The organism is Exiguobacterium sp. PFWT01 (genome assembly GCF_018255795.1).
Taxonomy (GTDB): domain Bacteria; phylum Bacillota; class Bacilli; order Exiguobacteriales; family Exiguobacteriaceae; genus Exiguobacterium.
Window position 1 is genome coordinate 664,996 of the sequence record NZ_CP073755.1, and the last position, 24,543, is coordinate 689,538.

Genomic DNA, 24,543 nt, shown 5'->3' on the forward strand with positions numbered 1-24,543 from the left:
CTTAATATCGAAGTTCGATATCGGTTTTCGAAATCAGTCTAACAAAGGTGAGGGGATGGGGCAAGGGAAGACCATGCAGTTTACGAAAACTTAAAATAAAAAGTTGGGAATGAGTTCGGAAAAAATAGGGAATCTATCACAAATGAGGTAGAATAGGTAGAGATTTTATTTGCTGAGGAGGAAGTGACGTGACAAACCCCGTTCATTCTTCATACGATACATTGTTGCGTTATATGCCCCAAGGTTACGTCGAGTTTAAAGTGATTTACGACGACGCTTCGGAGCCGGTTGACTATGAATTCTTTGAAGTGAATCCTGCTTTTGAGAAGATCATGAAAGGGAAGCGAAAACACTTCATCGGAAAAAAAGTGTCAAGCGCCTTAAAGGACTTTGAATATAGCGAGCGGGAGTGGATGATTCAAGTGGCACGTGTCGTCAGTGATGGCGGTACGGTGACGTTTGAACACTATTCTCGCCGTAATAAATGTTGGTTTGAGATGTCTGTGTTTAGCCAACGGACCGGATTTGTGTCCGTCATGTTTCACGACATCACGCCACACGTTCAAGAGAACAATGCGTTAAAACAGCTCGTCAACGTATCGCATCGCTTTGTCTCGACGGGTAGCGATTTGTTAATGAATCAACAATTTCTTGACCAGATTCGTGACTTCACCGGAGCGAAGGCGGTCGCTCTCAATTTGATGGAAGCGGATGGCGAATCGTATACGACAGTGGCATTATCAGGAATCGATGAGATGTTAGAGAGAAGCCTCGACATTCTTGGATTTCATCCAGTCGGGAAGAAGTGGTCGATGACGGAGCAACGTCGTGACCTGTTCAAACAATCAAATCCAAGCGTATTTGATGGAATTGATCCCTTAATTGATGATGTTCTCCCGAAACGACTCATCAAGAACTTGCTTCGAATCTTCTCGCTTGGAGAAGTCGTTCTCTTTAAAATCGAAAAAGACGGTATTTTATACGGGGATTTGACGATTGTGATGGAGCAGGGGAAACAAGCGAACCGTCTCGGTCTCGTCGAGTTATACCTAGACCACGTACTCCAGCAATTGACAAAAGCGGACCGTCAAGTAGGTGAAACAAAGAAATCAATGTTTGATGGATTTGCGACTCTTGACTTAGAGTGCATCATGTACTTCAATACACGACAAGTACTCCATTTGAATGATGCATGGGAACGGATTTTAGGGTTTTCACTTGATGAGTTAGAAAATATCGACTTTCTTAGTCTGATTCACCCAGATGATGATGCCATCACGGAAGCAGCGTTCATGGAGCTTGGGGAACGCGGCGAATTGTTTCGCTTCGTCAATCGTTTCCGGACAATCGACGATACGTATCGCTCGATTGAGTGGCATTGCAAACTTCAAGGGAACTATATTTATGCGGTCGCGAAAGACGTGACGGACCGAGTCCAGTTGGAAGAAAAGTTGGCAGACCGAGATCGGCTTTTGACGAAACTGTCCGATCAAATCCCGGGTGCCATCTATCAATTCGAATTGTTGCCTGACGGAAGCTTCAACTTCCCGTTCTTTAGCCGAGGCTTTGAAGATATGCTGAGGATTTCGGCAGAAGAAGTACAGGCGGACGCGAGTCTTGTCTTCCGACGGATGCACCCGGATGATTATCCGCATGTCATGCAGTCGATTGATGAATCGTATCGTAATTTGACGATTTGGGACGCAGAGTTTCGTGTGTTGACCGAGGACGGACGAACCATCTGGATTCTCGGGTCATCCCGTCCGGAGAAGATTGCGGAAGGCCATGTCTTGTGGCACGGCTATATCGGAGATGTCACGGAGAAGAAAACGTATGAGAAAGAGATTGAGTATCTCAGTTATCACGATCAATTGACGGGTATCAAAAACCGGCGTTACTTTGAAGAGGCGTTGGAGCGCTATGATGATGAGCAGTTTTATCCGCTCACACTCATCGTCATCGATATCAACGGACTCAAACTCACGAATGATGCATTTGGACACTTAGTCGGAGACCAGTTGCTCGTCGAAGCGGCGAATATTTTACGAAATGAATTGCGCGCGAAAGATGAAGTGGCCCGAGTCGGAGGCGATGAGTTCGTCGTCATCTCCCCGAATACGACGCTCGATGAGGCGAAACAACTGTCGGACCGTCTCGGTCGTCTCTTCCACGAACAGACGGTAGAAGGGTTACCGATTTCCGCATCGTTCGGTGAAGCGGTCAAGCATGACTCGAATGTAGAATTAACCGAGGTGTTCAACTTAGCGGAAGACCGGATGTATCACCATAAGGTTTCTGAAAAGCAGAGTCGACGCCACCATTCCATCCAAATCATCATGCGCACCCTGTATGAGAAAATTCCACGCGAAGAAGCGCACTCTCAACGGGTCGCCAATTTAGCGGGGAAACTTGCGGAAGCGATGGGCTTCACGAGTGCGGAAGTGAATGAGATTCGAACGGCCGCCATTTTGCACGATATCGGAAAAGTGGCAATCAGTAATGACATTTTAGATAAACCTGGTGCGTTGACGGAATCGGAATGGTATGAAATCAAGCGCCATCCGGAAATCAGTTACAACATTTTGAGTACGGTACCCGAATATGTCGCCTTATCCGAGATTGTCTTGGCGCACCATGAGCGATGGGACGGTAAAGGATATCCGAAAGGCTTGAGCGATTATGATATCCCGCTCGCCTCGCGAATTATCGCCGTCGCCGATACGTTCGATGTCATGGTGACGGGGCGACCATATCGACAAGCGAAGACGATTGACGAGGCGCTTGCCATCATCAAACAAGAGGCAGGGAAACAGTTCGACCCATCTCTCGTCGACGTCTTCTTTGAAAAAGTCGTACCGACACTTCAACAATGAGCAAGCGAGTCCTCCTGAATGTGGGGGACTCGCTTTTTCAAACGGTCAGAGGTCGTTTCTTCAACACGAGGACGGTGAAGAGGAAGACGATGCCGGTCATGCCGATCATGACAAGGATGGAGAGGAATGGGAACTGGCCCTCATACATCGTGATGACGCCGTTATTCAACCAATAGGTCGGTAGGAAACGACCGATGAGTTTCAATGAATCGGGTAACCAAAGCAGGCTGATGAACGCCCCGCCGGTGATGGCGGACGCCATCGTGACCGAGATTTGAAAGATGTTCGCCTTCTCCCGGTTCGTCGCCAACACGGCGATGAGACCACCGAGCGCCAGACAGACGAGCAGGTAGGACGAAAACAAGGCGAACACGGTCGGGAGATGTGTCCATACGTCCTGACCGTATAGAGCGAGGCTCACACCAATCAACAGCATCACGTAGACGAAGCCGACGAGATAAAAGGCGAGGAGCAGGGAGGCGAAATAACGCCGTGGTGTCACCGGTGATGCGAACAACCGCGCATAGATCTTCTCATCCCGGTCGTCTGCGACAAACATGGGGATGAACTGGAGAAAGGTCGACATCATGATGAACGACAATAGACCGAAGAAGGCTTGTGTCCGAGCGGTCGTGGCGACACTTTCTTGGAACGGTTCACTTGTGAGTGTGTAACCGTTCGCCGTCTCAATGGATGCGAGCTGTTCGAACGTCGCTTCCTCATAGCCGCTCGCTTCGAGCAGTTGACGTTCGCGGGACAGATGACCGTTCAGTGCCTGCTCGATCAACGAGGCATCACTCCCGGCGATCGCAGAGAAGGAGAGGCGGGGCATGTCTCCTGTGAAAGCCTGTTCCGTGAAGTCTTCTGGAATGATGAGGACGATGTCTTCTCCTTCTAACAAGACATCCTCCGTGCTCGACTCGAGCAATGTGACCCGACCAAATCGTTCGGCCTCGTCAATGAGACGTTCGGCGAGGAGTCCATCATCCCGGTCGACAATCCCGATCGATGCGTTCAAACTGGATGTTCCGCCGACGAAGGAGAGGATGAGCGCGAAACCGAACATCGACACGAAGGTGAACACCCACAGCCCTTTCTTTCGAAGCATCCGTTTGGCCACATGTCTAATGAGTACCATGACGCTTCACCCCTTTCGAGAGAATGTAGCTGAATGCGATCAAGATGAGGAGATGAATCCCGAGCAATCCGAGACTTTGCCAGTACAGATTCATATCACCTTCCCGCAAGAGGACGGCAAGTATCCCGTCCCGCATGAAAATCGGCATGAACACGTAAGCGGCCCAGGGCGCGTAGTTCAGCGTCACTTGGTCAAAACCGGGGACGTAGCCACCGGATAGAATCATGAGGATGGCGACGAAGCCGTTGACGATCGCATCCTTTGTCGTCGCGCTCAACTTCGGCAAGTTGACGATTAGGAATCCGATGGCGACCCCGTACGCGGTCAAGGCGAGCCAAGACAGGATCAGATAGCCGAACTGCACGTTCGCCAAGTCGAATGTGCGATAGACGAAGTGACTGAACCAAAACAAGAGGATGAGTTGCAACAAGATGATGACGTAACGACTGAACGTCCGCGCGAGTCGATACTCGACCGTTCGGACGGGCGCTGCTTGGATGCGCAAATAGCTGCCTGTATTCGGCTGTTCTTCTCGTGCCATTGCCGTGATATAAAATGACCCGAACAATGCCGTCATGATCGAGATGGTGACGGTGAAATATTCGAGAGACGTCGGGGTGCGTCCCGCCAGATCGACACTTTCCGTATCGAGCCACGCCTCATTCTCGTAAGGGGCCGACACGCCTGCTTCGGCGAGCGTGATCTGTTGATTGGCGATCGCCGTATACTGACCGAGGATGGCATCGAGGACGTCGAACTCGACGGTCGTCGGTTCCTCATAAAAGAGCGTGATGTCAGGTCCGTCGAGTTGCAGTATGACGTCGGCATCGCCATCGTTCACACCTTGTTCGGCAGATGGGAGGTCAGCGTATGGAACGAGTCGGATGAAAGCTTGAATGTCTTCTTCTTTTAAAAAGGTCTCGAGTGGCTCGCGATAATGGTCGGTCGACGATTCGACGTAGGCGACGTTCGTGACCGGCAGTTTGAACGTGTCACTGAAGACGGCCGACAGCATCGTCCCGAGTCCGAAGATGAGGATGAGCGGAAAGATGAGCATCCAAAAGAGGGTGGCGCGGTCCCGTAGTCGCTGTTTCACATCATATTTGATGAAGGTCCACATGACGCCCCTCCTATTCCCGAAGCGTCTTCCCCGTCAATGCCAAAAAGACGGTATTGAGGGAAGGGCGGTCGACCGTGATGGAGGTGAAATGGACATGTTCTTGATGGAGCGTCTCAAGGAGCGGGGCAAGCGGCGTGTCCTTGTCTAACGACACCTCGATATATGGCTCTTCATACTCCACTTTTTGAACGTGGTCGAGTGCATCGAGGCGTTCGAGCAAATTTGGTGTGAGTGCATTGACTTTGATCCGGGCCGTCTCGAGCGTCATGACACGGTCTTTCAGTTCATCCTGCGTCCCTTCTGCGATGATCTTTCCTTCATCGACGATGGCGATCCGGTCACAGAGGAGTTCGACTTCTTCCATATAGTGTGACGTGTAGATGATGGTGGCACCGCGGCGATTCAGTTCACGGATGTTCTCTAGGATGGTATTTCGCGACTGCGGATCGATGGCGACGGTCGGTTCATCCATGAAGATGAGTTCGGGTTCATGGACGATGCCACAGGCGATATTGAGGCGACGGAGGAGACCGCCGGACAGTTCGGGCGGGCGTTTCTTTTGATGAGCATCGAGTTCGACGAAGTGGAGCGCGGCCTCAGTCTTTTGTTTCGCTTCTTTCGGGCTGAAACCATACAGTTCCGCAAAAAACTGGATATTCTCATAGACGGTCAGCTGATCATAGACGGAGACGTGTTGCGGCACGATCCCGACACGGCGTTTGATGGCTAGTTCGTCCTTTGGCATCGTTTTTCCGAAAATGTGAATCGAACCGGAGTCCGCCTCGTACAGATTCAACATGACCGAAATGGCGGTCGTCTTTCCAGCACCATTCGGTCCGAGCAACCCGAATAGTTCGCCTGCTTCCACGTTCAGACTGAGGTCGTTCAAGGCGATCGTATCCCCGAACCGTTTCGTGACATGGTCGAGCGAGATAATAGACATCGTGATACTCCTTTCGCATATGAAATATTCCTCGTTCTACACAAAGGTGTTCGAGGATTGTCACGAATATACCTGTCCGGAACACTTGAAATGTGCAATAATCTAATTATTCAGATAATTACGGTGTCGAAATGAGGGATTTGGATGAAAAGATGGCAATTCAACAAACAAGAGGGGGCGTTGTTCCCAGATGAAATCGTGCTTTCCGCGTTTTGCACAGTCGAACCGAAACGAATGGATTCGACGCTCCCGTTCTATTATGATGAGTCGATTTTTCGCTTCACAAATAAGCATGGGGAAACGTTCTACTTTAAAATATCACCGAGCTATCACGAGTTTGAAATCAATATTAAAGATCGGGACGGGGAGCTCGTATATTATCAACTGCTTCGCACCGTCAGCAAGGTCGAGATTTTAGAAGACCGACGAGACCACGCAGAGTTGTTGATCGTCCTCGCTGAAGATCGAAAGCGGACCGTGACGTCAATCGAATTGACCGTCCGACCGCGTTTTCGTGTGCTCGTGAAAGAGCATGAGATATAAGGACTGTCAGGTTCAAGAGCGGATGCAAATCCGCTTTTTTGTTTTGCCGAACAAAAAGACAGCCACGACGTGACTGTCCCTTCAGCGGTTATTTCGTCAAAAAGATTTGAACATGGATGGTCGACCCTTGGGCATCGGTCGCTTTGCCGATCCCGAGATGCGTATAATTCGCATTCAAGATGTTCGCGCGATGACCGCTACTGTTCATCCAGGCATCGACCGCCCGGACCGGGTCGCTCGATCCTTTATAGATGTTCTCCCCCCAGCCACGATACGAAACACCGTAAGCGTCTAACGTGTCCCCGGGTGTACCGTTCTCCTTGAGCGTGTGTGAGAATTGCCCCGTTCGCGCCATCTCATCGGCACGGACTTGGGCGACACGGTTCGCCTCACTCGAAGCGGCGAGAAGAGAGAGGCCGGCAGCCTCTCGTTCTTTGTTTGTCTCGGTCAACACGTTGACGGGTGACGTGAAGCTGACATGGTTGGCGAGGATGTACCCGGTGTATGAACCGTAGCGCACCTTATACCATCGCGATGTGCCGGTATAGCGATATGACACGGTCTCGAGTTCGGTGCCTTGCCGGACGAACTTGACGTTTGATGAGGTCGTGAGCGGACGGGATTTCAAATAAACGCTCGATGGCTTGACGTACGTCGGTTTCGTGAACTTCACCTCAGCAGTGGACAAGCGGACATACTTGGCGGGCAGATAAGCGTAGCCGCTGCCCCATTGGATCTTATACCAACGCACGCCGTCCAATTGGAACGATGTCCGGACGCGCATCGAACCGTCTCGTGGGATGAGCGCAAGTCGTTTCGCGCTCAAAGAAGGCGATTGCCGGACGTTGAGCTGACTGATGTTCGTCACGTAACCGGTCGTGTTGATCGACGTCTCGTAATAGGCTTGGACAGGGCTAATAGAGAGTGGTGATCCGATTACACCGAGTGTCAGAATGATGGTGAGTAGTAGAGAGAGATGCTTCTTCAATGGAATCGACTCCTTTTGTGGGACTCCCTATATTCTATATTGTTTGGGTGATTTTTGGTTTTACCATTTCATTACAAAAAGGATGGACTCTTCGTGAGTCCATCCTCGCTTCATTTATACAGCAAATACTCTTTTCGAATCGGGAGGAAGGCGTCCCGCTCGTCCTCGATTTTCGTCAGGATGTCTTCAAGCGGAGCGCCCTCGAGAATCATGTCTTTCACGTAGGCGTTTCCTGTCAGTTTCGTGATGAAATCGTTCGCTAAAAATTCGAACTCGTCCGGATACATGTCATGAGCCGTTTGAATCATCGCAATCCCGGTTCGCGTCGATTCGAATCGAGCCGGGTCGGTGACATAGACCTCAACCCCGTGCGTCAGTTTGCCCGCATGCTTGGAGAACGTCGGAGTGAACGAGGCAGCCCGGAAGGCGACACCTGGCAACTCGAGTTCGTTCAGCTCATTCGCATATTCATGCGCTTTTATATACGGCGCACCGATCAGCTGAAACGGTTTCGTCGTCCCGCGTCCCTCGGATAGGTTCGTCCCTTCAAACAATCCGGTCGCAGGGTAGACGTTGACCGTGTCGGTCGTCGGCATGTTCGGGGACGGCATGACGAACGGGAGGCCCGTGTCCTCATACATCATCGAACGTTTCCATCCTTTCATTTTGACGACTTCGAGGTCGGCTTGAATCTGATACTCGGTGTTGAACAGTTGCGCGAGTTCTCCGACGGTCATCCCATGCTTTAATGGAATCGGATAGAGACCGATGAAGCTAGAGTAGTCCGGGTCGAGCACCGGACCGTCGACGCGAAGCCCACCTTGTGGGTTCGGACGGTCGAGGACGACGAACGGAATCCCGTTCTCGGCTGCGGCTTCCATCGCATACGCCATCGTATAGATATACGTATAGTAGCGTGTCCCGACATCCTGGATGTCAAAGACGAGCACGTCGACATCTTGTAGCATCTCAGCCGTCGGTTTCTTCGTGGCACCATATAGACTGTATACGGGCAATCCCGTCACGTCATCGATGTATGAGCTGACGGTCGACCCGGCTTGGGCATCTCCTCGAACGCCGTGTTCCGGTCCGTACAGTGCCGTCAATTCGAAGTCATCGGACTGGTCGAACAGGTCGACGATGCTCGTACGTTTTGCGTTGATCCCGGTCGGATTCGTGATCAGTCCGACCCGTTTCCCTTTCAAGATCTCCGGATTTTCCATCAACCGGTCGACCCCGAGTTCGACCTTTGGCTTTTTCGGTTCAGACTTTGCATCGGCATCCAACCAGACGATGGAAGTCGTGAGGATCGTCAACGCGGCCATACTACCCATCCATTTTTTCATCAGAAGTTCCTCCTTTGATTCATGTAAGCGCTTCAATTTCTTAACAGGAGTGTATCATTCAGAAATTTAATTTCAATATTTAATCATAAAAATAGGAATTTGTATTTCTGCATTTCGTACTATTCTCCTAATCGCACATAAAAAACGTGCCCTTCGATGAAAGACACGTTCCTTCTTACTTATCTGACCGCTAGCGCTTTCCATCCGGTCGCGCTCATGACGGCGCTCACTTTTGATTTCGGGATGACCAAGCGTCCACGATATGGGTCGTTGATATACAAGTTTGATTTGTCATATCCGGTCGCCAACATGACGTGATAGTTGACGTAGCCGGTGAACTTCTTGTTCGAAGCAGTGTACCAGTTGAAGTAGCCGTACGGTTTGTTGAAGTCGACGCTCGCCCAAACAATGACCGGGTTACCCATCGACAGTTCACGCTCGATCGAGCCGAGGCCCTGGTTGGACAAGTCTTTCACGGGACGATACTTGCTGGCGAATCCGATCATACCTTTCGGGTAAATCCCGTAGTTCTTATATTTGCCGAGCGTCCCTTTCGGATCTCCCGTGAACATGACGTTCGGGTCGACCCAGCGATAGAGACGGTTCTCATAACGTGCGTTCCACATGCTCTTTGGCATCTCGTTATATAAGGTCGAGGCGCTGACGGCACGACCTTTCTCTTCAAGCGCCATCTTGAGGGAGAAGAACTCACAGCCGGACGGATAGCCCATCGGGAACTGACGATAGAGTGGGACGCTCATCTTATAGATGGACAGTGCCTGAGAATAGACGCCCCGCGCATCGAACGAGGCGTTGCCGACACGACGGTTTTGAAACATCTTTCCGTTTGTATCAAAGTAATACCATTTGCCTTTAATCAACTGCCAATCTGTTTTTTTGATCAGTGTGGGAGCGAAGTATTCATACTGTGTCGTATACTTCCATCCCGTCACTCTCTCTCCGGACGAATGAAAGAAGTATGTTTTTGTACCGATTTTAAACTTTCCATTCAATCGATAACCAAGAGTCGGGTGAAAACCAAATGTTTTCCCGTCAACTCTCTGCAGTCCGTATTGACGTTTCCCTTTTGAGTCAAACATATAATAACGGGAATGAAATGAGTATATACCCGTGAGGCGATGACCGTTTGTAGGGTGAAAGCCATACACTTCGCTCCCTATACGAATCATTCCTTGACGCCGAGCCCCATCATTTCCAAAATAATACGAACGAGAATCGATTGTATGCCATCCGGTCGCTACTTTTCCTTCATTCATCAAATAGTATGTTTTTTGGTTAATCGTGTGAATTCCGGTGCGAATCGTTCCGTCTGAAAAAAAGTAATGCGACTTTCCCTCAATCTGCTGCCATCCCGAGAGACGGACCCCATCCTCGTTGAAGTAATATCGCTTGCCGGCGATCGTCTGGAATCCGGTGACGGGTTGACCGGTCTCATCGTAATAGTAGACGAGACCGTCCCGTTCCTGCCAGCCGGTGAGTAGCTTTCCGTTCTCGTCAAACGTGTATGTCGTGCCGTCAATCGCGTAAGCACCCGTGATGAGTCGACCGTCTGTCTCAAAATAATATGTAGCACCTTCGATTTCCTGCCAACCTGTGAGGAGGGTGCCATCTTCATTCAGATAGTACGTATGACCCTCGATTACTTGCCACCCTGTCAACACCGTCCCGTCACTCGATGTATAGACGATGCCATCCTCCGTCTGTTGGAATGAACCCTCAGCGGACGCGAACTGTGGACTCGTCCACACTGCACCGATTAACAGACCGATGCCGACCCTTCTTTTCCATGTCATTCATGTGACCTCCTCTGTATGCATACAGAAGAGATACCCATATTTATCCAAGATGAAGCTGTGGCAAATGAATCATTTGTAATGTCAGACGTTTACGCCGTATGACTCATGAACCGAAGTCGTTTCGACGCCATATACAGGGATAGGATGACGACAACGGTTCCGGTCACAATCGGACACACTAGATTCACTTCTGTCAAGAACACCTGACTCGATAGTGGACCGAGCATCCATGGCATCCAATCGAGGTCGACCCAGCCGATGAGGAGCGACATGACGAAATGAAGACCGAGCGTCAAGACGACCGCAACGACACCGCTCTCGATCATCGCAGCGAGGAGAATGAAGATGGAGAGCTGAACGACAAAATGAAAGACAAGAAGTGCTGTAGATATGAGAAATGCGGTTACATCAAACGCCTCGAAAAGAATAACCGTATAGTAAGCGGCCGCTAATTGGGCGAGTACGAGACCACCGACCGTCAATAGGACGTAATGTGCCCATTTACTGATAACGATGCGAGACGTCGGGATTTGTAACGACTTGAGCCAAGCGAGCGTTCCGTTCGTCCGCTCATGACTGAACGTATGCATCGCCGACAACAAGACGACGAGAAGACCGATTTGGCGAAGCTGTTCACTGACTGAAATCAACACTTCTTCTGGTGTCGGTGTCGGGAGATCAATCACGGCGCCGTCCGGTAAATTGCCACCGGAAGCGAGGATATCTGGTAGGAAATAGAGCGTGAGCGGTTGCATCGAGGCAAGGAGCATGAGCACGATTGGGATCCAAATGAGTCGTTTGTTCGACCATGCCTCTCGCCACTCCTGTTTGAAGATTGCGGTACGCATCAGGCGTTCACCTCCAAGAATAAAGATTCGAGTGACGGGTGCCCGACGTGTAGTGATTGGATGATGAGATTCCGTTCCAGGATGCGCCGCAAAATCGCCCGTTCGGCGAGATTCCGGTCCGTTGACTCAAACGTCCACGTCGAACCACGTTTGGTTGTTCGGGTCACGCCTTCTAACTGCGTCCAGTCTGCATCGGTCGTCCCATCGTCAAAGAGACGTAGCTCAATGGTCGACTTCGAACCGAGCAGGTCGGTCACGGTTCCTTCCATGAGCAATTTGCCTTGTCGAAGCAGGAGCACCCAGTCACTTGCCTCTTCGGCATCCGGCAGGACGTGCGTCGAGTACAGGATCATCCGCTCACGTTTCAAGTCACTCAACAGATCAAGCACTTCTCGTCGACCGCGTGGGTCGAGTGCGGAGACCGGTTCATCGAGCAGTAAGAGTTCCGGGTCATGCACGAGCGCTTGGGCAATCCCGAGTCGCTGTCGCATCCCGCCCGATAAGTTCGTTGCCGGACGGTCGACCGGTTCGAGCCCGACCCGTTTCAATAGTTGAATCGGATCGACATGTTTGGTCCCCGTCAATTCAGCGGCGTACCGAATCGTCTCGACGGGTGTCAACGATGGATAGAGGGCCGGGCGCTGAGGCAAATAGCCGATCCGAATGCGTTCATGTCCACTCATGTCGCCGCTTGTCGGGTGGGTGACGCGGGCGAGCAAGTTCAAAAGCGTCGTCTTCCCGGCACCGTTTTCCCCAAGGAGGGACGTGCAGCCGGGTCGTAATTCGAAACTGACATCATCGAGCGCCGTGAAGGAGCCGAATTTTTTCGTTACATGTGTGACCTTCATCGCGGTGTCCGCCCCCATAAGAAGTAGATGATTGGGCCGAGTATGTTGATGAAGACGATGACGAGAAGCCATACCCATTTCGGGCCATTCGTCATGTCGCGTTTGAACAAGTCAATCAAGGCGACGACGAGCAGGATGAGTTGCAAAATCAAAACAGGTAGTAAGATGAGAAAAAGTGTATTCGGGTCATTTGCGATGTCCATCGCGAGAACCTCCTTTTGAATTAGCTGTCTTTAAAACATTCTACATGAACGGTATGTCCCCTGTATGTGACACAAAAAATCCCCATCTCACGACGGAGATGGGGACGATGCGTCATTTCACTATAATGACAGGAGCGAGAGCTCGTTTGGCCAGTTTATGACTCACGCTACCGAGCACGAACTCTTGGAACGTGTTCAATCCACGTGATCCGACGACGACGTATTCGTATGGTTCATGGTTCGCATATTTGACGAGCTCGACGTCCGGCTCCCCACGAAGTTCGATGTATTCGTAGGCAATGCCTTCTGCTTCCGTCAAATCGAACAGTGGCTTGAGCATCTGCTTTCGCTTCGTCTCCAAGTCGATTTTCCCTGTCGAATTGAGGGCCGCTTCTTTTGATTCCTTCGCACTGATGACGTGCACGATATCAATCGATGCATTCGACGCCTTTGCGAGCTGAATCGCTTTTTCTAGCGCACGTTTCGAGTGGGCAGAACCATCTGCCGCTAAAAATACCTTTCCCATGAAAAACTCCTCCTCTTTCGCACGTTCTACTTTTAGTATAGGTGATTTGGCGAAACGGGGAAATGATGAATCAGTGCCCTGCGTTCGCGTCTTGTTGCTTCAAGTGAAGGGCGAGCGTGTTGAGCAGTTTTTCCGAGTCTTTGTTCAAGTTGAGCAGTTCCGGTTCGATTCCGACTTCCCGATATTTGAAGATGACCTTATCGATTGCCCCGATGGCAGAGTCGTCCCAAAGATGCGTGTTCGCAAAGTCGATGGTGACTGTTTGGATACCGGCTTCAGCATCCTCTGTCACATCGAACTGATTGACGAATTCAGATGTCGAGGCGAAGAAGAGCTGACCGTTCACCATGTAATGAGCCTTGTCGGCATCGATCTTTCGCTCGAGATCGATTTTTGAGATTTTAGCAGCGAAGAGAATTGCTGCTGTCAAAATCCCGGCGAGTACACCGAGTGACAAATCATGTGTGACGACGGTGACGAGTACGGTGACGAGCATGACGACCGTATCCGATTTTTGGGCGGTACGCATCGTTTTGAGCGAACCCCAATCAAACGTCGCATAGGAGACGAAGAACATGACCCCGACGAGCGCGCCGACCGGAATCAGCATGAGCACGTCGCTGATTGTCATGATCATGATGAAGAGCGCGAGACCGGCTGTAAGTGTCGACAGACGTCCACGAGCACCCGATGAGACATTGATGACCGATTGCCCAATCATCGCACATCCTGGCATCCCACCGAAGAACCCAGCAATGATGTTCGCAATCCCTTGTCCGCGCGATTCACGGTTTTTGTTTGAGTCTGTTCCTGTCATATCGTCAACGATTTGTGCCGTCAAGAGCGACTCGATCAATCCGACGAATGCGAGGGAAATCGAGTAAGGAAGAATGATCAACAACGTTTCAAACGTCAACGGGACGTTCGGGAATAAAAATTCCGGGAGTGTTGCTGAGATTGTTCCCATGTCTCCGATATTTTTCGTATCGAGACCGAGTGTGATGGCTAAAATCGTCATGACGACGATGGCGACAAGTGGTGCAGGGATGGCTTTTGTGACTCGCGGAAATAAGAAGATAATGGTGAGTGACGCGGCGACGATTGCCCAGATGATCCAGCTTTCCCCTTCAAAGTTGGATAGTTGCGCTTGAAAAATCAGAATGGCAAGCGCATTGACGAATCCGACCATGACGGCGCGTGGAATGAACTTCATTAAGCGGGCGATGCCGAGATAACCGAGTACGATTTGAATGACCCCCGTTAGAATCCCAGAGGCCAGCAAATATTGAAGACCATGGTCGGCGACGAGTGAGACGATGACGAGCGCCATCGCACCGGTCGCAGCCGAAATCATCGCAGGGCGACCGCCTGCGATTGAAATCACCATGGCGATGATGAACGAAGCATAGAGCCCGACCATCGGGTTGACGCCAGCGATGAGTGAGAACGCGATCGCCTCAGGGATGAGGGCGAGAGCGACAACAATCCCCGCAAGGACGTCTGCTCGGACGTTACCGAGCCAGTCTTGTTTGATTGTATTCATTTTTTCCAAGAAGAACACACCTCTCTTTATATTTTGACTTTGATCTTCGAGTCTCACGAAGATCAAATGCCACATTATATGAAAGGAAATGTTCCAACGTTACGTGTTTTCACAACGTGTTTCATCATAACGGTTTTTTTTTTAAAAGACAATTGAATGAAGTTAAAAAGTATGGTAATTTCATAACAGAAACGTTATATAACAATTTAGTTATACAGTGGGGAGAGGTGGAAATGTACACTGCAGAAGAATTAAGCAAAGTACTCAAGGTGCTCGGTGATCCGACTCGATTGACCATGCTCAAACAGATGGAGGTAGGGGAACAGTGCGCATGTAGTTTCGTCGACTGTTTTGACATCTCACAGCCGGCAATCAGCCGTCATTTGAAGATGTTGCGTCAGGCTGGACTGTTATTAGAGCGCCGAGACAAACAATGGATTCACTATCGATTGAATGAGACGAGCCCTTTTTATGGGATTGTCGTCGATTTGCTCGACAAGATTGAAACAATCGATGTGAGTTGCGACTGTGACACCGAATGTGCAATTTAAGGAGGAGTCAACGATGAAACTTGAACTATTTGAACCGGCGATGTGCTGTCCAACAGGATTATGTGGTCCATCCATCGATCCAGAACTGACGCGAATTGCGACAATTCACTACGTGTTAAAACAGCGAGGATTTGATGTTGCTCGTTATAACCTAGCATCGGAACCGAATCGATTCGTTGAAAATGTCAATGTGCAAGCTGAAATTGCAAACGGGCTCGAGATGCTCCCACTCACAGTAGTGGATGGAAAAATCGTAAAACGGGGCGCCTATTTAACAGATGAAGAAATTGCAGAGTTAACGGGACTACCGGTTGATGCATTTGCCAAGAAAGATGGAGAAAAGCCGAAAGTTCGCATCTCACTGAAGAAATAAGGAGATATGTTCATGAAGACATTTGATTTTCATACGATCAATCCAACTCGTTATGTGTTCTTGACCGGAAAAGGTGGCGTCGGGAAAACATCGACAGCATCAAGCCTCGCCCTGACGCTCGCCGACCGTGGCAAGCGTGTCTTACTCGTCTCTACCGACCCAGCAAGTAATTTACAAGACGTATTTGAGATGGAACTCGATGAGACGCCGCGCCTCGTTCCGGAAACAAAGCTTGCCATTGCCAACTTTGATCCCGAAGAAGCAGCAAAACAATATATGGAACGCATGGTCGGACCATATCGAGGTGTTTTGCCGGACGTGGCCATTCAGTCGATGGAAGAGCAATTATCTGGTGCCTGTACGGTTGAGATTGCGGCATTCGACCAATTTACGGACTTGTTGACGTCCGTGTCAGCTCGCGAGGCGTACGATCACGTCATCTTTGACACGGCACCGACCGGTCATACGTTGCGCTTACTCACCTTGCCGAGTGCATGGGATGAATTTTTGGAGACGAACACGACTGGTGTGTCTTGCCTCGGTCCGCTTGCGGGTTTAGCGGACAAACAAATGCAGTACAAAAAGGCCGTTGAGACGCTCACTGATGGCAAAGAAACGACCCTGCTTCTCGTTGCCCGTCCCGAAACATCCACGCTCATCGAAGCGGCGCGTGCCGCGACCGAACTTCGCGCCATCGGCATCGAGCGAATGCAACTCATCATCAACGGTCTCGTCCAACGGGGTGAAGGGACAGACCGTTACACGAAGCGACTCATCGAGCGTCAACAACAAGCACTCCGTGAACTTCCTGAAGGCATGACTGACCTCGAGGTATTCATACTTCCATATGCTTACGAAAATCTGATCGGTGTCTCTGCACTTCGGCGCTTTGTGAACGGAGAACCGGTCGCTGTCGCAGATGCACGCTATGACTCGAGTCGTTACGGATCACTTGATCGACTCGTCGATGAGATTGAGGCAGAAGGTCCAAGCGTCATCATGACGATGGGGAAAGGTGGCGTCGGGAAGACGACAATCGCTTCGCTGATTGCGGTCGCGCTTCATGAAAGAGGGCACTCTGTGCATTTGACGACGACGGATCCAGCCGCTCATGTTGCTTTCACGATTGGGACAAACATTGCAGATACGTTCACGGTCGATGCCATTGACCCGAAAGTTGAAATTGAGAAGTATCGACAGGATGTGTTCAAGGAAGCAGGGGACCTGAATGAAGAGCAACGTATGATGCTCGAAGAGGACCTGCGTTCGCCGTGCACCGAAGAAATCGCCGTTTTCCGTGCCTTTGCGAATCAAGTGGCGAAAGTGAAAGACCGTTTCGTCGTCATCGATACGGCACCGACGGGACACACGCTTCTTCTGTTAGATGCGACCGAGAGTTATCACCGCGAACTCGAACGCTCGACCGGTGTCGTCCCGGAAGCGGTCCGAGAATTGTTACCGAAACTACGTGATCCGAAGCAAACGCACGTCATCATCACGACATTGCCTGAAGCGACACCGGTATACGAGGCCGAGCGCCTCGCCAGTGATCTAGAACGGGCGACGATTCGACCGTTCGCCTGGGTCGTCAATCAATCATTCACGCCACTCGAGGTCACAAGTAAATTATTGACCGCGAAAGTCGCGAATGAGGTCCCTTGGCTTGAACGCGTGAGCACCAAGTCACGTCCGACGATGCTCGAATGGCAAGGACGACTGCCGGTCGGATACGCGGCGTTATCTCAATTAGTAAAGGAGAACATACAATGAATATCACAAACGAAGCGATCGACTTTTTACAAACTGCGTTAGAAGAGGAAGAAACGAAATCGGTCCGCATCATCACGGAGGCCGGTTGCTGTGGACCGACACTAGGTTTGGCCGTAGCGACACCGGAAGCGACCGATGAGGTGAAGCACTTCGACGACCTTACGTTTGCCGTGGCGAAGGAAGCTGAAGCGCTGGCCGCGAACGTCACGCTCGACGTCGAATCGACAGAAGATGGCATGACACTCGTGTTGCACGGTTTGCAGCCGAGTTGCTAAAAAATAAATAGAGATTATTGGAGGATTACATTGTGCAGTGGATTGCTAGTTTAATTTTTCTTGTGACGCTTTTCCTCATCATCAAGCAACCGAAAGGCCTCGGAATCGGTTACTCGGCGATGGGGATGGCCGTCATCGCCCTCATTTCGGGCGTCGTCAATCTTGACGACGTCGGCACGGTGTGGGGCATCATTTGGAACGCGACGTTCACCTTTATCGCAATCATCATCATTTCGCTCATTTTAGACGAGATTGGATTTTTTGAATGGGCCGCCTTACATATGGCGCGAATCGCCAAAGGTGGAGGGGTGAAGCTCTTCGTCTATATCACACTACTCGGTGCCCTCGTCGCAGCCTTGTTTGCAAATGACGGGGCGGCGCTGATTTTGACACCGATTGTCTTGGCGATGGTCCGCGCACTCAAACTGCCGGACGCGGTCGTCTTGGCATACGCCATGGCATCCGGATTCATCGCCGATACGGCGAGTCTCCCGTTCATCGTCTCGAACCTCGTCAACATTGTCTCAGCCGACTTCTTTGGCATCGGGTTCGCCGAGTACGCCGCGCGGATGGTGTTCGTGAACGTGTTCGCGGTCGCGGGGAGTCTGCTCGTGTTGTACCTTTATTTCAAAAAAGATATCCCGAAACAGTATGACGCCTCACAGTTGGCTGAACCTTCGTCCGTTATTAAAGACCATACGATGTTCCGCTTATCCTGGATTGTACTCGGTTTACTGGTCATCGGATACTTCACGAGTGATTTAGTCGAGATCCCCGTTTCGCTCGTCGCGGGTGTCATCGCCTTGTTCTTCCTTGTGATGGCGAATCGCTCGTCAGCGGTCCAGACGATGCAAGTCATCAAAGGTGCACCGTGGGCCATCGTCTTCTTCTCGCTCGGGATGTATATTGTCGTCTACGGTTTACAAAATGCCGGACTCACTCAAGTATTGGCGAACTTTATCGATTGGTTCGCGGTTAACAGCTTCAGTGCCACGTTCGGGATGGGCTTTTTGGCCGCCATCTTGTCATCGGTCATGAACAATATGCCGACCGTCATGATTGATGCGCTCGCCATCGACTTGACGCATACGACCGGACAGATTCGGGAAGCGTTAATCTATGCGAACGTCATTGGTTCCGATCTCGGTCCAAAGATTACCCCGATTGGGTCGCTAGCGACGCTTCTATGGCTCCACGTCCTTCGTACGAAAGGCCTCAAAATCGGATGGGGACAGTACTTTAAAGTCGGGATCATCTTGACGATTCCGACATTGGCTATCACGTTGCTCGGCCTATACATCAGCTTATTACTTTATTGAGGAGTGGATTATATATGAAACTAGTCATCATCGGTTCAGTCGCTGCCGGGACATCGGTTGCGGCGAAAGCGCGTCGGAACAACGAAGACGCACAAATCACGATTTACGATCGAGATTACGATATCTCGTACTCTGGTTGTGGGATTCCTTACTACGTTGGCGGAGAAGTCGAGTCACGTGACGATTTGACACCGCGCGATGCGGCCTTCTTCAAGAAGCGCTACAACATCGACGTGATGACGCGTCATAATGTGACGTCAGTCGACAAAGACACGAAGACGGTGACGGTTGAAAACTTAGAGACGGGTGACACGTTCACGGACTCATATGATGTCCTCGTCCTCGCGACGGGTGCGTCGAGCATCATCCCACCGATTCCAGGGGTGAAGTCGGACAACGTCTTCCCGATTCGAAACATCCAACATGCGGAGGCGACACGCTCCTTCGTCGATTCGACAGACCCGAAACATGCGACAATCATCGGAGCCGGCTTCATCGGTCTAGAGATGGCGGAACAGTTGAAGCTTCGTGGTGTGGACGTGACCATCATCGAACGTGTACCGCAAGTGATGCCACCACTCGACAAGGATATGGCGTGTCGCGTTGAGGAACACCTCGAGAAGAACGGAATCGAGCTCATGCTCGGAGAGACCGTGACAGAACTTGTCGGTGACGGACACGTCGAACGGGTCGTCACGGAGAGTGGGAAGACGATTGAGACCGACCTCGTCATCTTGTCTGTCGGAGTCCGTCCGAACGTCGAGCTCGCCATGAACATGGGAGTCAAACTAGGTGAAACGGGTGCGATCGCCGTCAATGAGCGGATGGAGACGAACATCCCAGACGTCTATGCGGCAGGAGACGTCGCGGAGAGTTTCTCGATCGTGACAGGGAAACCGATTTGGCGTCCACTTGGTTCGACAGCGAACAAGATGGGGCGGACCGCCGGGGACGTCATCACGGGCGGTCACCTCGAACATCGGGGCATCCTCGGAACGGGCATCTTCAAAGTGTTCGGACTTGCCGTCGCACAGACGGGTCTCGCCGAAAAAGAAGCACGCGAACTCGGATACGATATCGAGGTACTTCATAACACGAAACCGGATAAGCCTGCCTATATGGGTGGAAAAGATATGACGATTAAAGCGATCGCCGACCGTGCGACGCGTCAACTGCTCGGCGTCCAAATCGTTGGATTTGAAGGAGTCGACAAACGAATCGACGTTTTCGTCACGGCCATCACCCTTAAGGCGAAAGTGGACGACTTGTTCCATCTCGACCTCGCCTACGCACCACCGTTCTCGACGACGAAAGACCCGGTCATGTATACGGGGATGGTGCTTTCGAACAGTATCGACAAGGCGGCGCGACTCATCACACCGGCCGAGCTTCAGACGCGAATCGATGCCGGGGAAGACATGCAAATCATCGATACGCGGAAAGCTTCACAGTTCGAGAAGGCGTGTGTCGATTGTGCGGTCAACGTCCCACTCGGCAACCTCCGGGAAGCGGCGAAAGACATGGACAAGGACAAACCGACCGTCGTCTACTGTAACGGTGGGGTGACGGGGAACGCAGCCCAGAACGTGCTCCGTAACCTCGGATTCACCGACGTGTACAACTTGTCAGGTGGAAATAAGAATTATCAGTTGTTCAAAAAATACGGGAACTAAGCAAGACGACGTCCATTGCGGGCGTCGTTTTATGATATGCTGGACGTGAGGTGAAGCAGATGGATTATAAGATGTTACATGAGAAGTTTGAGCGACGGAAGCAGTGGCTTATTTTTGACAAAGAAGAAGTCGTCCGTCGTGTCATGGTGCGCTACAAGGCAAGGATAATCCCGAAGACGGACATCATGGACTTGGTGAACGACGATCAACTGTCCTATGAACATATCTTTTGTTGCTTAACGATTGATGACCCAAGAACGCTCGAGAAAATCTTCACGACGAAAGAGCGACAAGACCATCAGTGGGAGATTGATGACAATGCGAGACGCGGGATGAGATACAAGTACAAAGACGAGGCACATCGACTTTACAACCAGTTGATCATCGATGAACAGGAAGGACGACGACTCGACATCGTCTTCGAGAGCAAAGACGGGAAGTATGTGACCGGTTTTTTGACGAGGTATATGTCTGAGCAAGTCGCCTCTTATATTTTTGCGCATGTCGGAGGTGCCAAGTTCACAGGTCTCGTCCCACGTTCCCTCTTACCGGCAGACTTAACAGATGAAGAAATCAAGATGAGCTACCTTCACTACTTGGAGTCGCTCGAAGAATGGAATAAACTTTGACGGATTCTGTGATGATGAGTGGGATTCGTCTTTTTAGTTCATATTTCTTAGACAGGTTGTAAAGAAAATGATGCCAATTGACCCTTTTCTAAAATAACGTTGCTTCACTCAAGGAAACCGTTTACAATTTTTGTGTAAGCGTTTTCTCAAAATAGTGCTACAAGGAGGGACCCTCATGGTCAAAAAGCAGTGGAAACCCGTATGGGCAGTTGTGCTAACGTTTGCACTAATTCTGTCAATGTTTCCGATGCCGACGTCCGCTTTAGATAAAGGAAAGTCGACACTTGTCGTTGTCCATTATCAAGAGGCGCCGGATAACGAAAAGGATTGGAATTTATGGCTTTGGGCGAACGGCCCGGATTACTTCCCGAACAAAGGCTTCACATTCAACGGGGAGGATACATTCGGAAAGGTGGCGGCTTACGAATTCCCAGTCGACTCACCTGAAAAAATCGGTCTCATCGTCCGCACGGACAACTGGGACAAAGATAAAGGTTCTGAGAATGACCGCTTCATCACGAGCGACATGATTCAAGATGGCGTCGCCGAAGTGTGGATCAAGTCGGGCGACCCGACCATCTATACATCAAACCCGGATGGAGAGACGGCTTCGACGGAAATCGATATGAAAGTTCATTATTTCCGTTACGACAATACATACACGGACTGGGGTCTTTGGGCTTGGCCAGACGGTGGGGACGGACAGAGCATCGCATTCGATGGGGCTGATGATTTCGGTGCCGTCGCGAACGTGAAATTCGCCAACCCAGAATCGAAGAGACTCATGGGCTTGATCACGAAAAAAGGAGAATGGACGGAGAAGGATGGGGAAGACCGATTCGTTCTCGGAACTGCGAAAGAGATTTGGCTCGTTGAAGGAGATTCGACAATCTACTATTCAGAGCCACAGATCGATCGCTCTCCAAAACTCGTCTCGTTCTCGGCGGACACGTTCCGTCAAGCGACACTCACGACGAACCGTGTCATCACGGATGCGTTCATTGATGAATTGAGCGTGGATGGGGCAACGGTGGAATCGATTGAAAAGGCTAGCGACAAGTCAGTCACGATTCAATTCAAGTCAGACATCGATTTAGCGAAAGTCATCAAAGCCTCGCACCCGGAGTTTGGAGAACAGACGCTCCAAGCCGGCAAGGTGCTTCGTTCGAAAGAATTCGATGCGAAATATGCATATGACGGTAAACTCGGTGTCACGTACCAAAAGTCGAAAACGAAATTTGTTCTCTGGGCTCCGACGGCTCAACAAGTCGAGCTCGAACTATGGAACATGCCGACGAACCGACCAACAAATGATAAAGATTTGAAGAAAGTGATTCAAATGAAACGCGGCGAACGCGGCACGTGGGTGGCAGAAATGCGTGGTGACCTAGACGGCATCGGGTATACGTACCAAGTGACTCATGCGACAGGGAAGGTCCGTGCGGTCGATCCGTATGCGACGGCTGTCGGCGTGAACGGTGACCAAGGTGTCATCGTCGATTTGAAAGAGACGGATCCAAAACGTTGGAATTCGATAAAACCGAAGTTGAAACAATCGACGGACGCAATCATCTATGAAACGCATGTCCGTGATTTCTCGATCTTCGATGTGAAGACGGACAAATACGATTCAGGCATCCAAAACAAAGGGAAGTACCTCGGTGTCATCGAACCAGGAACGCGTCTTCTCGTTGATGGAAAGAAAACAGCAACGAAGACGGGACTCGACCATGTCAAAGACCTCGGCGTGACACACGTTCAGTTCATTCCGGTCTATGACTTCAACACGGCCTCCGTCGATGAGACGAATCCGATGGCGACGTACAACTGGGGATACGACCCGAAAAACTACAATGCACCAGAAGGGTCGTATTCAACGAATCCTTACGATGCGAAAGTACGTATCATGGAAATGAAACAGATGATTCAAGGGTTACATGACAACAATTTACGTGCCGTCATGGACGTCGTATACAACCATATGTTCGATGCGCAGGCGTCGAACTTGCACAAAATCGTACCGGGTTACTACTACCGTTACACAGCGGGTGGTGACTTTGCTAACGGAACAGGTGTCGGAAACGATACGGCTTCTGAACGGGCGATGATGCAAAAACTGATTGTCGACTCTGTCGTCTATTGGGCAAAAGAGTATCATTGGGACGGATTCCGTTTCGACTTGATGGGAATCCATGACGTCGACACGATGAACAAAGTTCGTTCGGAGTTGAATCGAGTCGACAAGTCGATTCTCGTCTTCGGAGAAGGATGGGATCTCGGTACGCCGCTCGATGCTGAATTAAAAGCAAATCAAAAGAACGCCTACGACATGCCGGGCATCGCCCACTTCAATGACAACATCCGTGACGGCTTGAAAGGTAGCGTCTTCTTCGATGAGGACAAAGGATTCGTCAACGGAAAAGAAGGCATGGAAAATCGCGTGAAGACGGGAATCGTCGGTGAGATCGCGTATAGCGATACGATTAAAGGATTCACGAAAGAACCGACGCAAGCCATCACATACGTCGAGGCCCACGACAACCACACGTTATGGGACAAGCTAGAGTTGACGAACCCGATCGCATCTGAAGTGAACAAGACGAAGATGCACCGACTCGCTTCAAGCATCATTTTGACGAGCCAAGGGACGACATTCCTTCACGCCGGACAAGAGTTCATGCGCATGAAGGAAGGCGACCATAACTCGTACAAATCACCAGACTCGATCAATCAGCTCGATTGGAAACGGGCAGCCGACCGCAAGGCGGACGTCCAATACATGAAAGGCTTGATTGAGATGCGTAAAGCCAACCCAGGTCTTCGGATGACAAAAGCGAGCGATGTGAAACGATTCTTGACGTTCCACAAAGCGGAAGCGAACGTCATCACGTACACGATTGACGAAGATGCACCGGGTCAAAAGAACGACTTGTTCATCACGCATAACGCCAACCCGACGAATGTCCAAGTCACCCTTCCAAAAGGGAACTGGAACGTGATTGTCGATGGTGACCGTGCCGGAACGAAGACAATCAAGCGCGCGACTGGAAAAGTAAGCGTGCCTGCATACAAGACGTTCGTCCTCGAACGGAACTAATCATTGACCCCACTTTGAAACGAGTGGGGTTTTCTAATGGCACAATGATGGGTAATTGGTAATTAATGCTTTATAAACTAGTCATTTTGTATGAACAAGAGAATTTACGCTTGAAACTTC

At 50.6% G+C, this 24,543-nt stretch carries 21 protein-coding genes; 10 read left to right on the plus strand and 11 right to left on the minus strand.

Annotated elements, in window-relative coordinates; genetic code table 11:
- The first annotated feature begins 188 nt into the window (after nt 1-188).
- Complete coding sequence (locus tag KD909_RS03510; protein WP_211782406.1) at nt 189-2,873, plus strand: HD domain-containing phosphohydrolase; 2,685 nt, start codon at nt 189-191, stop codon at nt 2,871-2,873.
- Between the two features lie 37 nt (nt 2,874-2,910).
- Here the strand turns inward: KD909_RS03510 and KD909_RS03515 are convergent, their stop codons facing one another.
- The 3 genes from KD909_RS03515 to KD909_RS03525 are packed head-to-tail and all read right to left on the minus strand — an operon-like array spanning nt 2,911 to nt 6,074.
- Nucleotides 2,911-4,011, minus strand: a complete 1,101-nt coding sequence (locus tag KD909_RS03515; protein WP_211782407.1) for an ABC transporter permease — start codon at nt 4,009-4,011, stop codon at nt 2,911-2,913.
- Entirely contained in the window at nt 3,998-5,131 is a 1,134-nt protein-coding gene (locus tag KD909_RS03520; RefSeq protein WP_211782408.1) for an ABC transporter permease, read from the minus strand. Before KD909_RS03520 ends, KD909_RS03515 begins: the two co-directional genes overlap by 14 nt.
- A 10-nt stretch (nt 5,132-5,141) precedes the next feature.
- Nucleotides 5,142-6,074, minus strand: a complete 933-nt coding sequence (locus KD909_RS03525) for an ABC transporter ATP-binding protein (RefSeq protein ID WP_211782409.1) — start codon at nt 6,072-6,074, stop codon at nt 5,142-5,144.
- 144 nt (nt 6,075-6,218) lie between these two features.
- Between KD909_RS03525 and KD909_RS03530 the strand changes: the two genes are divergently transcribed.
- A complete protein-coding gene (locus KD909_RS03530; protein WP_211782410.1) occupies nt 6,219-6,617 on the plus strand; it encodes a hypothetical protein in 399 nt (132 codons plus the stop codon).
- Between the two features lie 88 nt (nt 6,618-6,705).
- Here KD909_RS03530 and KD909_RS03535 read toward each other — a convergent pair whose 3' ends face one another.
- From KD909_RS03535 to KD909_RS03570, 8 genes are all read right to left on the minus strand, one after another.
- A complete protein-coding gene (locus KD909_RS03535; RefSeq protein ID WP_211782411.1) occupies nt 6,706-7,605 on the minus strand; it encodes a CAP domain-containing protein in 900 nt (299 codons plus the stop codon).
- A 110-nt stretch (nt 7,606-7,715) separates the two neighbouring features.
- A complete protein-coding gene (locus tag KD909_RS03540; RefSeq protein WP_371744418.1) occupies nt 7,716-8,939 on the minus strand; it encodes an exo-beta-N-acetylmuramidase NamZ family protein in 1,224 nt (407 codons plus the stop codon).
- A 191-nt stretch (nt 8,940-9,130) separates the two neighbouring features.
- Nucleotides 9,131-10,765 (minus strand): C39 family peptidase, encoded by a 1,635-nt coding sequence (locus KD909_RS03545; protein ID WP_211782413.1) that lies wholly within the window; start codon nt 10,763-10,765, stop codon nt 9,131-9,133.
- Nucleotides 10,766-10,857: 92 nt separating this feature from the next.
- On the minus strand, nt 10,858-11,616 hold the full coding sequence (locus tag KD909_RS03550; protein WP_211782414.1) for an ABC transporter permease: 759 nt from the start codon (nt 11,614-11,616) through the stop codon (nt 10,858-10,860).
- A complete protein-coding gene (locus KD909_RS03555; RefSeq protein WP_211782415.1) occupies nt 11,616-12,464 on the minus strand; it encodes an ABC transporter ATP-binding protein in 849 nt (282 codons plus the stop codon). Before KD909_RS03555 ends, KD909_RS03550 begins: the two co-directional genes overlap by 1 nt.
- Nucleotides 12,461-12,667: a PLD nuclease N-terminal domain-containing protein gene (locus tag KD909_RS03560; RefSeq protein WP_078147432.1), complete on the minus strand. Its 207-nt coding sequence runs from the start codon at nt 12,665-12,667 to the stop codon at nt 12,461-12,463. Before KD909_RS03560 ends, KD909_RS03555 begins: the two co-directional genes overlap by 4 nt.
- Before the next feature lie 112 nt (nt 12,668-12,779).
- Nucleotides 12,780-13,193: a universal stress protein gene (locus KD909_RS03565; RefSeq protein WP_047794988.1), complete on the minus strand. Its 414-nt coding sequence runs from the start codon at nt 13,191-13,193 to the stop codon at nt 12,780-12,782.
- Between the two features lie 70 nt (nt 13,194-13,263).
- Nucleotides 13,264-14,736 (minus strand): SulP family inorganic anion transporter, encoded by a 1,473-nt coding sequence (locus KD909_RS03570; RefSeq protein ID WP_211782855.1) that lies wholly within the window; start codon nt 14,734-14,736, stop codon nt 13,264-13,266.
- A gap of 233 nt (nt 14,737-14,969) precedes the next feature.
- On the opposite strand from KD909_RS03570, the gene KD909_RS03575 reads away from it, so the two are divergent.
- The 8 genes from KD909_RS03575 (at nt 14,970) to pulA (ending at nt 24,423) form a co-directional block, all read left to right on the plus strand.
- Entirely contained in the window at nt 14,970-15,287 is a 318-nt protein-coding gene (locus KD909_RS03575; protein ID WP_211782416.1) for an ArsR/SmtB family transcription factor, read from the plus strand.
- A gap of 13 nt (nt 15,288-15,300) precedes the next feature.
- Nucleotides 15,301-15,660 carry an arsenite efflux transporter metallochaperone ArsD gene (arsD, locus tag KD909_RS03580; RefSeq protein ID WP_211782417.1) on the plus strand — a complete coding sequence of 120 codons (360 nt, stop codon included), beginning with the start codon at nt 15,301-15,303 and terminating at the stop codon, nt 15,658-15,660.
- 12 nt (nt 15,661-15,672) lie between these two features.
- Nucleotides 15,673-17,430, plus strand: coding sequence for an arsenical pump-driving ATPase (gene arsA / locus KD909_RS03585; protein WP_211782418.1), 1,758 nt, complete (start codon nt 15,673-15,675; stop codon nt 17,428-17,430).
- Complete coding sequence (locus KD909_RS03590) at nt 17,427-17,705, plus strand: Fe-S cluster assembly protein HesB (protein ID WP_211782419.1); 279 nt, start codon at nt 17,427-17,429, stop codon at nt 17,703-17,705. The genes arsA and KD909_RS03590 overlap by 4 nt, the downstream gene beginning before the upstream one ends.
- Before the next feature lie 32 nt (nt 17,706-17,737).
- Complete coding sequence (locus KD909_RS03595) at nt 17,738-19,024, plus strand: arsenic transporter (protein ID WP_211782420.1); 1,287 nt, start codon at nt 17,738-17,740, stop codon at nt 19,022-19,024.
- 14 nt (nt 19,025-19,038) lie between these two features.
- Entirely contained in the window at nt 19,039-20,697 is a 1,659-nt protein-coding gene (locus KD909_RS03600; RefSeq protein ID WP_211782421.1) for an FAD-dependent oxidoreductase, read from the plus strand.
- A gap of 59 nt (nt 20,698-20,756) precedes the next feature.
- A complete protein-coding gene (locus KD909_RS03605) occupies nt 20,757-21,326 on the plus strand; it encodes a hypothetical protein (RefSeq protein WP_211782422.1) in 570 nt (189 codons plus the stop codon).
- Nucleotides 21,327-21,501: 175 nt separating this feature from the next.
- Nucleotides 21,502-24,423: a type I pullulanase gene (pulA, locus tag KD909_RS03610; protein ID WP_211782423.1), complete on the plus strand. Its 2,922-nt coding sequence runs from the start codon at nt 21,502-21,504 to the stop codon at nt 24,421-24,423.
- The last annotated feature ends 120 nt before the right edge of the window (nt 24,424-24,543 follow it).

What these genes read in the sequence shown, in the direction of transcription:
- KD909_RS03530 (WP_211782410.1), top strand. Translation starts at nt 6,219, where the DNA reads ATGAAAAGATGGCAATTCAACAAACAAGAGGGGGCGTTGTTCCCAGAT.
- KD909_RS03555 (WP_211782415.1), bottom strand. Translation starts at nt 12,464, where the DNA reads ATGAAGGTCACACATGTAACGAAAAAATTCGGCTCCTTCACGGCGCTC.
- arsD (WP_211782417.1), top strand. Translation starts at nt 15,301, where the DNA reads ATGAAACTTGAACTATTTGAACCGGCGATGTGCTGTCCAACAGGATTA.
- KD909_RS03520 (WP_211782408.1), bottom strand. Translation starts at nt 5,131, where the DNA reads ATGTGGACCTTCATCAAATATGATGTGAAACAGCGACTACGGGACCGC.
- KD909_RS03570 (WP_211782855.1), bottom strand. Translation starts at nt 14,736, where the DNA reads ATGAATACAATCAAACAAGACTGGCTCGGTAACGTCCGAGCAGACGTC.
- KD909_RS03600 (WP_211782421.1), top strand. Translation starts at nt 19,039, where the DNA reads ATGAAACTAGTCATCATCGGTTCAGTCGCTGCCGGGACATCGGTTGCG.
- KD909_RS03565 (WP_047794988.1), bottom strand. Translation starts at nt 13,193, where the DNA reads ATGGGAAAGGTATTTTTAGCGGCAGATGGTTCTGCCCACTCGAAACGT.
- KD909_RS03515 (WP_211782407.1), bottom strand. Translation starts at nt 4,011, where the DNA reads ATGGTACTCATTAGACATGTGGCCAAACGGATGCTTCGAAAGAAAGGG.
- KD909_RS03590 (WP_211782419.1), top strand. Translation starts at nt 17,427, where the DNA reads ATGAATATCACAAACGAAGCGATCGACTTTTTACAAACTGCGTTAGAA.
- KD909_RS03540 (WP_371744418.1), bottom strand. Translation starts at nt 8,939, where the DNA reads ATGGGTAGTATGGCCGCGTTGACGATCCTCACGACTTCCATCGTCTGG.
- arsA (WP_211782418.1), top strand. Translation starts at nt 15,673, where the DNA reads ATGAAGACATTTGATTTTCATACGATCAATCCAACTCGTTATGTGTTC.
- pulA (WP_211782423.1), top strand. Translation starts at nt 21,502, where the DNA reads ATGGTCAAAAAGCAGTGGAAACCCGTATGGGCAGTTGTGCTAACGTTT.
- KD909_RS03525 (WP_211782409.1), bottom strand. Translation starts at nt 6,074, where the DNA reads ATGTCTATTATCTCGCTCGACCATGTCACGAAACGGTTCGGGGATACG.
- KD909_RS03550 (WP_211782414.1), bottom strand. Translation starts at nt 11,616, where the DNA reads ATGCGTACCGCAATCTTCAAACAGGAGTGGCGAGAGGCATGGTCGAAC.
- KD909_RS03605 (WP_211782422.1), top strand. Translation starts at nt 20,757, where the DNA reads ATGGATTATAAGATGTTACATGAGAAGTTTGAGCGACGGAAGCAGTGG.
- KD909_RS03545 (WP_211782413.1), bottom strand. Translation starts at nt 10,765, where the DNA reads ATGACATGGAAAAGAAGGGTCGGCATCGGTCTGTTAATCGGTGCAGTG.
- KD909_RS03575 (WP_211782416.1), top strand. Translation starts at nt 14,970, where the DNA reads ATGTACACTGCAGAAGAATTAAGCAAAGTACTCAAGGTGCTCGGTGAT.
- KD909_RS03560 (WP_078147432.1), bottom strand. Translation starts at nt 12,667, where the DNA reads ATGGACATCGCAAATGACCCGAATACACTTTTTCTCATCTTACTACCT.